The 13459-nt window shown below is 59.7% G+C and carries 11 protein-coding genes; 5 read left to right on the top strand and 6 right to left on the bottom strand.

Going from position 1 to position 13459, the window contains the following annotated elements:
- The gene (aguB, locus tag AB4N43_RS28180) at positions 1-909 is read right to left on the bottom strand and encodes an N-carbamoylputrescine amidase (RefSeq protein ID WP_194940311.1); all 909 of its coding nucleotides are present in this window, start codon (positions 907-909) and stop codon (positions 1-3) included.
- 4 nt (positions 910-913) lie between these two features.
- A complete protein-coding gene (locus tag AB4N43_RS28175; RefSeq protein WP_027924764.1) occupies positions 914-1978 on the bottom strand; it encodes an agmatine deiminase family protein in 1065 nt (354 codons plus the stop codon).
- A 134-nt stretch (positions 1979-2112) separates the two neighbouring features.
- On the opposite strand from AB4N43_RS28175, the gene AB4N43_RS28170 reads away from it, so the two are divergent.
- Both AB4N43_RS28170 and AB4N43_RS28165 read left to right on the top strand, forming a co-directional pair.
- Complete coding sequence (locus AB4N43_RS28170; protein ID WP_027924765.1) at positions 2113-2970, top strand: LysR family transcriptional regulator; 858 nt, start codon at positions 2113-2115, stop codon at positions 2968-2970.
- Between the two features lie 106 nt (positions 2971-3076).
- The gene (locus AB4N43_RS28165; RefSeq protein WP_194940313.1) at positions 3077-3238 is read left to right on the top strand and encodes a DUF2986 domain-containing protein; all 162 of its coding nucleotides are present in this window, start codon (positions 3077-3079) and stop codon (positions 3236-3238) included.
- Positions 3239-3248: 10 nt separating this feature from the next.
- Here AB4N43_RS28165 and AB4N43_RS28160 read toward each other — a convergent pair whose 3' ends face one another.
- A complete protein-coding gene (locus tag AB4N43_RS28160) occupies positions 3249-3704 on the bottom strand; it encodes a winged helix-turn-helix transcriptional regulator (RefSeq protein WP_027924766.1) in 456 nt (151 codons plus the stop codon).
- A gap of 110 nt (positions 3705-3814) precedes the next feature.
- Between AB4N43_RS28160 and AB4N43_RS28155 the strand changes: the two genes are divergently transcribed.
- Positions 3815-5056 carry an MFS transporter gene (locus AB4N43_RS28155; RefSeq protein ID WP_460152415.1) on the top strand — a complete coding sequence of 414 codons (1242 nt, stop codon included), beginning with the start codon at positions 3815-3817 and terminating at the stop codon, positions 5054-5056.
- Positions 5057-5156: 100 nt separating this feature from the next.
- On the opposite strand, the gene AB4N43_RS28150 is transcribed toward AB4N43_RS28155, so the two are convergent.
- Positions 5157-5516: a DUF6124 family protein gene (locus AB4N43_RS28150; protein WP_410922687.1), complete on the bottom strand. Its 360-nt coding sequence runs from the start codon at positions 5514-5516 to the stop codon at positions 5157-5159.
- 591 nt (positions 5517-6107) lie between these two features.
- Here AB4N43_RS28150 and AB4N43_RS28145 point away from each other — a divergent pair.
- Positions 6108-7526, top strand: coding sequence for a DUF2252 domain-containing protein (locus AB4N43_RS28145; protein ID WP_410922686.1), 1419 nt, complete (start codon positions 6108-6110; stop codon positions 7524-7526).
- Positions 7527-7739: 213 nt separating this feature from the next.
- On the top strand, positions 7740-9062 hold the full coding sequence (locus AB4N43_RS28140) for a DUF1329 domain-containing protein (protein ID WP_027924769.1): 1323 nt from the start codon (positions 7740-7742) through the stop codon (positions 9060-9062).
- A 96-nt stretch (positions 9063-9158) separates the two neighbouring features.
- Here AB4N43_RS28140 and AB4N43_RS28135 read toward each other — a convergent pair whose 3' ends face one another.
- Together AB4N43_RS28135 and AB4N43_RS28130 are read right to left on the bottom strand one after the other, a co-directional pair.
- Complete coding sequence (locus tag AB4N43_RS28135) at positions 9159-10040, bottom strand: metallophosphoesterase (RefSeq protein WP_059182668.1); 882 nt, start codon at positions 10038-10040, stop codon at positions 9159-9161.
- A gap of 383 nt (positions 10041-10423) precedes the next feature.
- Complete coding sequence (locus AB4N43_RS28130; protein WP_460152412.1) at positions 10424-13360, bottom strand: EAL domain-containing protein; 2937 nt, start codon at positions 13358-13360, stop codon at positions 10424-10426.
- Positions 13361-13459: the final 99 nt, after the last annotated feature.

Here is a 13459-nt window from a genome sequence, read left to right as displayed (position 1 = left end):
TCAAACCCCTTGAGTGTTCCAGCGAGCATTGAGGTGACGGCCATCCTGGCTCAACAGCGCTCCGTACATGTCCGGACGGCGATCGCGATAGATGCCCCAGCTCAAACGCTCTTCGCGCATGGCAGCGAGGTCCAGGGTGTGGACCCGCACGCCCGTGCTGTCGCGGTCGGCTTCGGCGAGCAACTTGCCTTTGTGGTTACAGATGAAGGACGAACCGTAGAAACTCATTTGCAGTTCGGGATCGGTGGTCGCCACTTCGCGGCCGACGCGGTTGGCGGCCACCACCGGCAGGATGTTGGCCGCCGCATGGCCGCGCATGGTCATTTGCCAATGATCCCGGGAGTCCAGCGCTGCGCAGCCAGGTTCAGAGCCGATGGCCGTGGGAAACAGCAACACTTCAGCGCCCATCAACGCCAGGCAGCGAGCGGTTTCGGGGAACCACTGATCCCAGCAGATCCCCACGCCGAGGCGCCCGAACGCGGTGTCCCAGACCCGGAAGCCGGTGTCGCCGGGGCTGAAATATTCCTTCTCCTGATAGCCGATGGCGTTGGGAATGTGCGTCTTGCGATACACGCCCAGCAGGCGCCCGTCGGCGTCGGCCACGCTCAAGGAATTGAAGTAGGCGTTGCCAGCCTTTTCGAACCAGCTCAGCGGCAACACCACACCCAATTCCCTGGCCAGCGCGGCGAAGCGCTTGAGCACTGAGCTGTCGCTGTATTCTTCAGCCAGCGCCAAGTGCTTGTGGTTTTGCTCGATGCAAAAATACGGCGTGGCAAACAGCTCCTGCAGCAGGATGACCTGTGCGCCCTTGGCCGCCGCATCGCGCACTAATTGCTCGGCCAGATCGAGGTTGTTTTTCAAGTCCCAGGTGCAGGGCATTTGCGTGGTGGCAATTGTCAAAAGTGTCATCAGATCAACCCTCCACCGGCCACGCCGGCTGTTGTTGGGTGATGCAATGCACCCCGCCGCCGCCATGGGCCAGATGATTGATCCGCACCGGCACCACTTCACGTCCGGGAAACGCCTGGCGCAGTACATCCGCCGCATCATCGTCGGCGTCGATGCCATAAGCCGGCATGATGATCGCGCCGTTGGCGATATAGAAATTGGTGTATGACGCGCAGAACACTTGCGCCTCGGTGTCGACGGCATCGGTGGCTTCGTACAACTCGATCATCTCGAACTTGCGCCCGTGGGCATCGCTGGCCAGTTCCAGGGCGCGACGGTTTTCGCGCACCACGTCGGCATACACCGAGCCTTGGTCGCGGGTGGCGTCGACCAACAACACACCCGGACGCGCAAACGCACACACGCCGTCGACGTGACCATCGGTCATGTCACCGGTCACGTAGTCCGGATCACCCGGCAGCCAGATGGTTTTCTTCACGCCCAGCAACCGCGTGAAAATCTCTTCCATCTCGGACTTGCTCATGCCCGGATTGCGATTGGGGTTGAGCAGTACCGATTCGGTGGTGATCAACGTGCCCTCGCCATCGACATGGATCGCGCCGCCTTCGTTGCTCAACGGTGTGCCAAAGCACGGTAAGCCCAGATGATTGAGCGCACGGCGCGCCAGGCTTTCGTCCAGCTCATGCGCCGACTTGCCGCCCCACGCGTTGAAGCGCCAGCTCACCCCGGCCATGCCGAGTTGCGGGTGGCAGACGAAGCTTGGGCCGGAATCGCGGCACCAACTGTCGTTCACCGCCAACGGGATCAGCTCGATGTTCGGCCCGCACAAGGCTTTGGCACTGGCGACAGCAGACGGGTCGACGACCATTTTTACCGGTTCGAAACGGGCAATGGCATTGGCCACACGGGCGAAATCCTCTTGCACCAGCGGCAGTGTGACGTGCCAACCCGACTCCCAGAGTGCCTGGTTGTGCGGCCACACCATCCAGGTCGCGGCATGGCGAACCCACTCCGCCGGCATCCACCAACCACTGTTTTGAATTTCCTGCTGCTGCTTGACCTGCTGCATGATAAAAAGCCCTTTTAGTTAAGCCATTGTGTTCAATGAAAACTGCCTTGGCGGTCTTGGCATGCATGCTACGGCTGGAAAAACGGGCGAACAAACGATGGATTTTGCGCAGAAGTGATTAGGAGAACTTATCAATGCTCAAGCACTGGCCACCCCTCAGCACCCTTCGTGGCTTTGAAGCTGCGGCCCGTTTGGGCAGTTTTCACAAGGCCGCCGACGAGCTGAACCTCACCCAGTCGGCCATCAGTCAGCAGATCCGCAGCCTGGAGGCGTACCTCGAACAACCGCTGTTCTTTCGCAGCGGCCGCAGCGTCGCCCTGACCGACGCCGGCCACGATTTGCTCAGCACCACCCAGGCGCTGCTGCAACAATTGGCGGTCGGCATTCGCCGTCTCGGGCAATACCAGAAGCCCAATCAACTGGTGCTCAACACCACGCCGGCGTTCGCCCGACATTGGCTGTTGCCGCGTTTGGGGGATTTCCGCGCTCAACATCCAGAGGTGGACCTGTGGATCTACAGCACCGATGAAGTGCCGGACATGGCCACCCAGACCATCGACATTGCAGTGCGCGACGACATCAGCTCCCAGGCTGAATGCAGCTTCAAAGTGCTGCACGCCGACCGACTGTTCCCGGCGTGTCACCCAAGCCAATTGGCACTGCCGAGCGAACAGCGCACCACCCTGCACGGCGAGCGGGAAATGGACTGGAGTCATTGGGCGGTGGAAGCCGGTATCGACGTGGGCCAGCAGGATCAGGGACTGAACTTCTCCGATCCCGGTTTGCTGCTGGACGCGGCGTGCGCGGGGCTGGGTATTGCGTTGGTGAGTCAGTTATTGAGTCAAAAGGCGTGCAGTGACGGGTTGTTGCAGCCGTTGGTGGAGCAAACCATTCGCGGGCCGAATTGGGCGGTGCTGACGCATCGCGACAGCGAGAGCAGTGCGAGGGGGTTTAGTGAGTGGTTGGTGAGACATCTGGAGGCGATCGGCTAATGACCTGACAAGGTGGGGAGAGGCATCGCGTATCGAGCGCATCACAGGATCTGAGTTAACATTCAAGTCTCGCGTCATTCAAGACCAGGCAAGCCGAGTAAAAAACATGAACCGCCGTAAAAAAATACAGCAGCTATTAAAGGCTCACGCCAAAAAGGCCAGCGCCAAACTGGCGCCGCAAAGCAAGGAAAAATACATCAGCAAGGCTGACCGGTTGAAACTGGAGGCCGAGGCCAGTTCAGACTCAGCCGTTACCGCTGAAAGTTGATCGATACGTCTTAAACGCCGACAACCAGTCTCACCCTGTGGCAGTCAGAAGGCTCAAGTTTTTGACCGTTTGATGAGCGAACCTCAAGCGGCATCAGTGGCTGGCCGAACTGGTTATCCAGCAGCACAGAACGCGTCTCTTGGGGCTGGAACAGAAAACGTTCGCCCCACTGCCTGATACTGACCACTACCGGAAAGATCTCCCGTCCTTTTTCCGTCAGCACGTACTCCTTGTACGCGCTGCCATCTGACGCCGGTCGAATGTCGAAGACCCCGACTTCAACCAACGTTTTCAGGCGCGACGCCAGAATGTTCTTGGCCACGCCGAGACTCTTTTGAAATTCGCTGAAGCGGCGAATGTCGTCAAATGCGTCACGAATGATCATCAGCGACCAGCGATCTCCGATGGCCTCCAGTGTTCTGGCGACCGGGCATTCGTTGCTTTGCGGTGAAGCGTCTTCGACCATTTTTTTGCCCTTCCCAAAGGTGGCTTTTTCAGGTTGCAATTTGAAACCAGATGCAGCAACAATCGCATCAGGTTTTTATTTGAAACCAGATTAACACCATGGAGGTGTGCATGACAGCCAAGGTCGACTTAACCACCCAACAACTGTCCACGCAGCCTGCGGGGCTTTCTCCGTCGCTCACGTTGTTGTTTTCTGTCACCTGCGCGCTGGCCGTCGCCAACGTTTATTTCGCGCAGCCTTTACTCGACTCAATGGCTCAGAGCCTCGGCGTGGAATCATCCATGATCGGGGTTGTGGTGACGGCCACTCAGGTCGGTTACGCGCTGGGGTTGCTGTTCATCGTCCCGCTGGGTGACTTGGTCAACCGCAAGCGGCTGATTCTTTCGCACGTGTTGCTCTCCGCCGTTGCGCTCGCAGCGGTCGGCGCAGCGCAGCAATGGCTGACCCTGTTGGGTGCGATGGTCGTGATGGGGTTGTTGGCCGTGGTCGTTCAGGTGCTGGTGGCTTATGCCGCCGTGCTGGCAACGCCCTCACAACGCGGGCATGCCGTGGGGACGGTCACCAGCGGCATTGTCCTGAGCATTCTTCTGGCGCGATTTACTTCAGGCCTGATTGCGGACCTCGCGGGCTGGCGCGCCGTGTACTGTGTGTCCTCAGGATTGATGCTGACGCTCGCGGCGGTGCTCTGGCGAGCGGTGCCTGTCACGGCGTCGCCAAGGCATGAAGAGTCCTACCTGATGCTGATCAGTTCTCTGTTCAAACTGTTCATCACCGAACCCGCGTTGCGTGTCAGGGGCTTGCTGGCCCTGCTGATCTTTGCCGCTTTTTCCGTGCTGTGGACCGCCATGGTGCTGCCGTTGAGCGCCCCGCCGCTGTCGCTTTCACACACGGCCATCGGCCTGTTTGGCCTGGCCGGCGTCGCCGGTGCCCTGGCGGCCAGAAGAGCCGGTCGCTGGGCCGATCAAGGCCTGGGACAGCGGGTGACCGGGATTTCGCTGGCGCTCCTGACGTTGTCCTGGCTGCCCATCACGTTTGCCGAGACGTCCCTGATCGCGCTGGTCTGCGGCGTCGTCCTGCTCGACTTCGCGGTGCAGGCCGTACACGTCACCAACCAGAGCATCATTTTCGCGGCGCGACCCGATGCCCAGAGTCGTATGGTCGGCGCCTACATGTGTTTCTACTCGGTCGGTAGCGCGCTGGGCGCCGCTGCCGCGACTCAAGTTTATGCGGTATGGGGATGGATGGCCGTCAGTTTGTTGGGGGCCTTGATCAGCGTGACTGCCTGGCTTGTGTGGTTTGTCACGTTGCAGCGGGTTTCGCAGCCGTGTCTGCCATTAGGACGCCGTCCATGATCGCGAGGACTGCGGTCGAGCGCGACCCCGGCTCGAACGCAGCCTCGCGGGCTCGGCAGCGGCTACAAGATGGTGGTGTTAGCCTCGTCTGTAGCAGCGGTTACCTGGGGGGTTCTATTTTATCCAGCACGCCGTTTGCCGTGATTTCGGCCACCATGATGCTGTTTGAAATGCCCAGCAGCGCGTAGCGGGCCTCCCCCTCCAGATGATCCACCAACTGATGGACCATCACGTCGATCGAGGCCAGTGTCTCGACCAAAAATACGCCCAGGGTTTCGGCGGTGGCGTGCGGGTCCACGGAAAACAGCGTGCTGCGGGTTCGCGGTTTGGCTTTGATGTCGGCGTTCGACGGGAAATGGAAATTGAGGGCGCGTTCGGCGGCTTCGTTGAGTTTTTTTGAATCGGGTTCGTACGGGGATGCCGGATCGGTGTCCGGTGGGTTGGGTGTTACTTTGAACATATGCTCGCTTCCATGATTGAGCGCCACCCTCCTGCGACTAAACGAGAGGGAGGCAGCTGTACGCAGGTTAGTCGACCGGGGAAGCTAGCAAAGCCGGCGCGCCCGAAGGCGCCCTGCGCACAGCCACCATCAAGTGCAGGCATGGGAATGCCTGAATGACAGAGCTAATGCACCTTACTTTTAACCCCGGGCGACTAAACCCGACCACTGATGGGCAGTGGCAGGGAAACGATAGAGGCCAGGGACAAAGCAAACAAGCCGGCGGATTCTGTCTTACCCGTAGGCGATGGCGCAAGGCGTTGTAGCCTCTGAGTGGTAACCGAAGGCTTCATTTAAACGCTGGCGATTTTTCTTGTTTAAGCCAGCCTGTCGACTGAACACGCGGCTTACCTGAAACCGGAAACCCTCGCAGAAATAACACAAAATAATCCGCGCCAAGCGGCACCCCGGATAAGAGCTGCTACGCTTCAAGCATTAACTTTCGCGCTTTCCAACACGCTGGCGCACACACTCTCTGCAGGCTGATGGAACAGCCGAATGACCAGCTCCTGCGCCCAACCGAATCACACTTCGTTGAGCAAAGGAGTGAACATGCCGCCCCGTAAAAACAGGCCTACCGACAACACGTCTGGGCAATCGCGAGACAACGGGGAAGAACGGGTCTTTCACTCACGCAAGGAACGCCTGTACGCCGGTGAGCAATTACGCGTGAGTCTGCCGCATGCCCTTCACGCCGAATGGAAACCCGCGCGCAAACACCGCGACCCTATCGCACTCCTCGAAGAGTCCAATCGCTATCGACTGCCCAATCTGGTGCCCGTGCGCTACGGGCGCATGCTGGCCAGTCCTTTCACTTTTTTACGCGGCTCTTCGGGGTTGATGGCCCATGACCTGGCGACGACCCCGATCACCGGCTTTCAGGTGCAGGCGTGCGGGGATTGTCACCTGATGAATTTCGGATTGTTCGCGACACCTGAGCGCAATCTGATCTTCGACATCAACGACTTCGACGAAACCCTCCCCGCCCCCTGGGAATGGGATGTCAAACGCCTGGCGATCAGTTTTGCCGTGGCCGCCCGCGACAACCGCCTCAACGATAAAGCGGCAAAGGCCAGCGCCGCCGAATGTGTGCGTGCCTACCGCGAGAATCTGCGCAAATTTTCCAAGATGAGCCCGGTGGAAGTCTGGTACGACTGCCTGGACGCCCAAGCGATCATCGACATGGCGCCCAATGCTGAAATCAAGAAAATCCGTGAGCAATTGGTCGCCAAGGCCAAGCTGCGTGTTGGCGATTACCTTTATCCCAAAATCAGCGGTGAAGTCGGAGGGCGACGGCGTCTGATCGATCAACCGCCGATTCTGTTTCATGTGTATGAAAAGGGCTTCGTGCGCAACGTCCATCTGGCGCTGCAAGATTATCGATTGTCGCTGCCCCATGAACGGCGCGTGCTGTTCGATCGCTACCGTCTCGAAGACATTGCCGTCAAAGCGGTGGGCATTGGCAGCGTCGGTACTTATTGTTTCGTCGGCCTGTTCTTTTCCGCAGAAAATCACCCGTTGCTCCTGCAATTCAAGGAAGCCTGTCCCTCGGTACTCGCGCCCTATGCCGGCAAGAGCGAATACGAGAATCAGGGACAACGTGTCGTCACGGGGCAGCGCCTGATGCAGTCGTCCAGCGACATCTTTCTGGGCTGGACCCGCGGTCAGAACGGCCGCTATTTCTTTGTGCGTCAGTTGCGCGACATGAAAATGTCCGCGCCCATCGAGGGCATTTCCGCCCCACGATTGAAGATGTACGCCGAGTGGTGCGGTCTGACCCTGGCCCGTTCCCACGCCAAATCCGGGGATGCTGCACTCATCAGTGGCTACCTGGGCAAGACCGACTCCTTCGACCAGGCCATCGGAACATTTGCCCTCACCTATGCCGATCAAAACGCAAAAGACCATGCCTCGCTGGTGGCCGCCGAGAAATCAGGTCGGATCATTGCATTGAGAGAAGAAGAGCTATGAGGCCGAGTTTGCCGGTGGGCGTGATTTTTCGCGTCTGTCACGAATAGCCAAGCGACTGTCGTCGAATGAAAAGCGCCCCCGATTCGGGGGCTTTTTAATGGGAGTCATAAAAAAGCATCTGGCGCTTGAGCCCGTCTGATCGCCCACAAGGCGAATGCGGTTGCTCCGCCTGAGCCACGAGTGGCCTGATGCACTCAGCAAGAGAATAACAATATGAAAATCGTGAAAAGTCTTCTGGCTGCCTCACTCCTGATGACGCTGGCCATTGAGGCCCAGGCCTCTGTATCGAGTCAGCAAGCTGCGGAACTTGGCACCAACCTGACGCTGGTCGGTGCTGAAAAAGCCGGTAATGCCGATGGCTCCATCCCGCCCTATAGCGGAGGCCTGACCACGGCCCCCGCCAGTTTCAAGATCGGCGACAGCATGCGCCCGGACCCTTATGCCGGTGAGAAACCGCTGCTGGTGATCAATGGCCGCAACGTTGATCAGTACAAAAACATGCTGACGGCCACCACCGTTGAGTTGGCCAAGCGCTACCCCGGCTACCGCATCGACGTGTACCCGACCCACCGCACCGCATCGTTGCCGCAGACGGTGCTGGACAATAGCCGCAAGAATGCCACCACCGCCCGGTCCCTCAATGGCGGGATTGCCTTCGACAATGTATTGCCCGGTGTGCCGTTCCCGATCCCGCAATCGGGTGCCGAAGCGATGTGGAATTTCCTGCTGCGCTACCAGGGCGTCAACATCCATTCCAAGTACGACTCCTGGAACGTCGACTCGGCGGGCGTGGCAAGCCTGGCCGTCACCGGGGAGGCCTTCGTCTCCTTCCCGATCTACGAGAACCTGTCCAAGCCCATCAACAACTCCGACCTCTACTACCAGTTGAAACTGTCCTATACGGGACCTGCGCGGCGAGCCGGCGAGTCGATCATGCTCAAGAACGCCACCAACCCGCTGCAGCGTCCTGGCCGTGCCTGGCAGTACATGCCGGCCCAGCGCCGGGTCAAACAGATTTCAATCCTGGCCTACGACACGCCGAACCCCGGCACCGCCCGAGCCCTGGAACTGTATGACTGGACGCTGGTGGGCAAGCAAGAAATGATCGTGCCCTACAACACCTACAAACTGACCTACGCGCGGGAGGCCAAGTCGCTGACCACCCCCAATTACCTGTCCCCGGATTTCGTGCGCTGGGAGAAACATCGGGTCTACGTGGTGGAAGGCAACCTCAAGCCCGGCGCCAGTCACATCTACCAGAAGCGCCGCTTTTACCTGGATGAAGACACTTGGGCCGCTGTCGCCTCCGATCAGTACGACACGAGTGGCAAACTTTACCGGGGCTCCTTCGCGTTCCTCAGCCAGAGCTATGACGAGCAGGTCCCGGATGCCACGCCTTTCATGACGTACGACCTGTCGCGCGGCTCGTACAACATCAATGGCGTGGTCGGCCCGCATGGCGGGATTCGGTATATCGAGCCGCTGTCGACGGCGCAGTGGATACCGGAGTCGATGGCGGGTGCGGGTATTCGCTAGGTGCAGGGTGATGGCGAGGACTGCGTCCTCGAACGCAGCCTCGCGGGCTAGGCAGCGGCTACAAAAGGCAGCGCCAATGGCCGCTGTTATCGGTGCCTATTGAGCCGACTGCGCGAGGGTCCCTTGGGAGTCCTCGGGCCGTAGACAGCCTTTGGCCATCCACTGGCAGTCTCTGGCCCAGTGATAGCTGGTTTCCAGATCGCCTCGATCGTTGTAATACGCCAACCTCAATTGATGGGCGTTCAGGTCGAGTTTGGCAAACCCGGCCCGCGATGCGGTGAACGCGCTATCGGGCGTCGGCGTGTTCAGGGCATACAGTTTCTGCCCTCCCGCACCGGAGATGACCCACGCTGGTTCGCCGGCACGCAACAGCAATTGCTGATTGTGATCATGGCCTGACAACAGCAGATCAACGTTGTTGCGCTGCAGCGCCGGCAAAAGCCTGGCGACCAGATCCGACTCCTCACCATGCTGGCCCTGATTGCGCACCGGGTGATGGGACGCTGCGATTCGCCACACCGGTGCCGGACCGGGTGCCTGGAACGCCTGATCAATAAAGTCGATTTGCTGCTGCAAACTTTCACGCGGCGCCGACGTGTCGAGGAACACCATTCGCACCAATGGGCGACCGTCGACTTCACCGAAATCCTTGGCGTAAAAATTCATCGGCATCTGCCAGCGGCCCGATCCCTTGTGCTGTTGTCCGTACTTGATCTCGTACTTTTGCGACACCGGGTAATCGTGATTGCCCAGTACCGCGTAGAACGGCACATGACTCAGCCAATGCCCCCAATAGACGCGCTCGAACCGGGTTTGCCAACTGGAGTCATGGGTACTGGCCAGCGACTTGCCGTAGAAGTTGTCGCCCAGGAACACCACCATGTTCAGGCTTCCCTCATTGGCGGCGACTCGCTCCATGGCCCGCCCCACCCGCCACTGCTGCAGGTTACCGCTGCCTTGATCGCCCACGGCGATCATCGACACCGACGCAGGGTCCGGGCTTCTTAGCGGAACGTAAGGCGCTGGTGGCGTGTATAACCAGTAGCCACCCGCCATGGACAGACAGATGAAGGCGACGCTTGAGCACAGCGCGAGCCGTCTGAGCAGCAAACGTTTTGCAATCTTCGAGGGGGGCTTTATGCGCTTCAAGGGTGACTCACTGGGTGTCAGCGTTCGGAGGAAGTTCTGGTGAACTTTTCTCTTAATTGATCACACCAGTTGTTCACGCTTTGTTAAAAAATCGTGCGGTATACATTTTCAAAATGATTATTTCGACGCGATGGCGAGGACTGCGGTCGAGCGCGACCCCGGCTCGAACGCAGCCTCGCGGGCTCGGCAGCTGCTACACAGTCGACAGGGTTTTAGTGAGTGATTGGCGAATTATCTGCAAGCACCCGGCTGGATGACCCCACCAGCGAACTCGCCAACAACGCCTCCAACCCCATCGGCTTGGCGAAGTAGTAACCCTGGGCCTGCCCCGCACCTATTTCGCGCAGCAGCTCCAGCGTCGCTTCATCCTCGACACCTTCGGCAACCACACTCAGGTCCAGCGATTCGGCCATCCGCACAATCGCCCGGACGATGGCGCGGCTGCGCGCACTGGTGGTCAGTTCGAGGATGAACGATTTGTCGATCTTCAAGCCGCTGAAACGGTATTGATGCACATAGCTCAGGGACGAAAACCCGGCACCGAAGTCATCGAGCACCACCGACATGCCATTGTCGGCGAGTTGCTGCATGGTCAGGCGGGCGATGGCCGGCTCAGCCACCAGCGCACCTTCGGTCAACTCCAGGCAAATCCGCGAGGGCGCAACTCCGTGCCGCGCCAACAGTGCAAGCACTTCACTGGCAAAGTCCGGACGGGTCATGCTGTAGCTGGAGCAATTGACGTGCACCGCAGGCCAATTGGCATGTTCAGGCTGGGCGAGGATCACCGCAACGCTGGTGAGCATGTACAGGTCCAGTCGACCGATCAGGCGCAAGCCCTCGACATCCGGCAAGAACTCGCCCGGCGCGATCACCCGGCCGCCCGGCTGATGCCAGCGCACCAGCGCTTCAAGGGCAATCAGCTCGCCGGTGTCAACACTGACAATCGGCTGGAAATACGGCAGCAGTTCGTCAGTGCGTTTGAGCGCGTTGCGCAAGGCCCCTTCCCGCTCGACCTGGTCCGAAACTTCCCGGCGCACTTCCTGGTTGAACACCGCGTAGCTGTCACGCCCGGCGCTCTTGACCCGGTACATCGCCGCGTCGGCATCGCGCAGCAAGTCGGCGGGCTCGTGATGGAACTGACTGTCGGCGCTGACGATGCCGATACTGCAGGACGAAAACACTTCATGGCCATTGATGAAAAACGGCAGGTCGAACGCCACCAGAATCCGCTCGGCGATTTCGATCACCACCTCCAGCGATGCCTCGGGCGCCAGCACCGAAAACTCATCGCCCCCCAGGCGCGCCAGCATGTCGGTTTCGCGCAGGCAACCGCGCAGACGCTGGGCGGCCTGCATTAACAGCAGGTCGCCAAAATGGTGACCGAGGCTGTCGTTGACCATCTTGAAACGGTCGAGGTCAATGAACATCACCGCCAGGTGCCCGCCGACGCTGCCGAACTCCAACCAGGCCTGGCTCAGGCGCTGTTGCAGGTAGGTACGATTCGGCAACCCGGTCAGCGCATCGTGGGAGTTTTCGTGTTGCAACTTGGCATTGGCGTGATCAAGCTCACGGGTGCGGTTCTGCACCCGGGCCTCCAGCTTGAGATTGGCGGCATGGATCGCTTCGGCGGCCGTGCGGCGTGACAACGCGGTGTCGATATGCCGGGACACGAACGTCAATAGTTCCTGATCACGCAGGGTATAGCGCACCTGCGAGGTATAACTTTGCACCGCCAGCACGCCGCGCACCACATCGCCATCGAACAACGGAATGCCCAGCCAGGAGTAAGACCGGACAGACTCATTGGCCAGTTCGATTTCACCCTGCGCCGCCAATCGTTCAGCCTCGCCGACGTCAATCAGGCACGGCCGGCGCTGCCGGATAACGTACTCGGTCAAGCCCCGGCAGCCACGCCGTGCCGGCGGACAGATCGTCTGCCGCTCATCGACGTAATACGGAAAGGTCACTTCACTGATCGAGTCGTCGAACAGCGCAATGTAGAAGTTCTGCGCGAACAGCAAATCACCGACGATGCCATGCAAGGTTTGAAACAGCTCAGCCATGTCGCCGGGCTGGCTCGACAGTTCGGCAATCTGGAACAGCGCGCTTTGCAGATGCTCGGCGCGCTGGCGGTCGGCCACTTCCTGCCTCAACGCATCGTTGACGGCCGACAGCTCCAGGGTGCGGCGCATCACCGTCTCTTCCAGGTCTTCGCGGTGCAGAATCCGGTCCAGCGCCATGGCCACGTGGCGGGCCACCACCAGAAACAATGCGCGGTCTTCAGCGCTGTAGGTCCGGGACACCTCGTAGACTTGCATGGCCAGCATGCCAAAGACGTCGTCCGAGGCATTTTTCAACGGCGCGCCCATCCAGAACTCCGGACGATCACCCACGCAGTAGAAACGGTCCTCGGCCTGCGCCGCGATGATGCCGGCGGCGTCGATCAGCAGCGGCTGGCCCGTGGTCAACACCTGGCCAGTCAACGACAGGTGCGAAGGGTCGAGGTATTCATAGTGCTGGGACTCCACGGCATCCACGTCGATGATGTCGACATAATACGGGTAGTCAATCTTGCCGGTGTGGGGGTCATACAGCGCGAGATAGAAGTTCTCGGCGTCAATCAGGCTGGCCAGTAACTGGTGAACCCCCACCAGAAACACCGAGCGGTCGCGGGTCGAACTGGCCAGGTAGGTGATTTCATACAGCACACGCTGAGTAATCTGCGCGCGGGCCAGGGTATTGGTCTGGACCTGAATGCCCAGGCGCTGGGCGAAATCGGCGAGCGCCGGGTCCGCCGCTTCGTTGAGGGGGGCAAGTAGCCAACCCAGCTCGCTTTCGCCTTTACCGGTCGGCCAGCGGTGCAAGCGCCGGGTCTGGCAAAAGGCGTCAAAGTCTTCATTCGCCACGCTAGCCGGCCACTGCACCTGCGGGTCGCCCTGCCCGACCAGATGCATTTGTTCACCGGCGCGGTAAACCGCCCACGCCGTGGAGTGCGCCCAGTGGCGCGCGGGGATGAGCAATTGCTCAAGAGTGTCCTTGTTGCCAGCGTAGGTCATGCCGACCGTATCCAGATGTCCATTCAGTTGAGATGCGACAACGTCGCAATCGTTCGATTGCCGCAGGGCGTCGGTCCATGGACGAACTCTCATCAACGCTCCCTGAGCCAAAAACTGGCAATACTCACTTACAGATTGCTGGCAATGTGCCGGTTAGCTTCCCGTTTAAAGCTAATGGGAGTTTTTTTCAAT

Source organism: Pseudomonas sp. S2_B07 (assembly GCF_054668435.1).
Note: the sequence above shows the minus strand (reverse complement) of the source record. Positions and strands in the feature narration are given on the sequence as shown.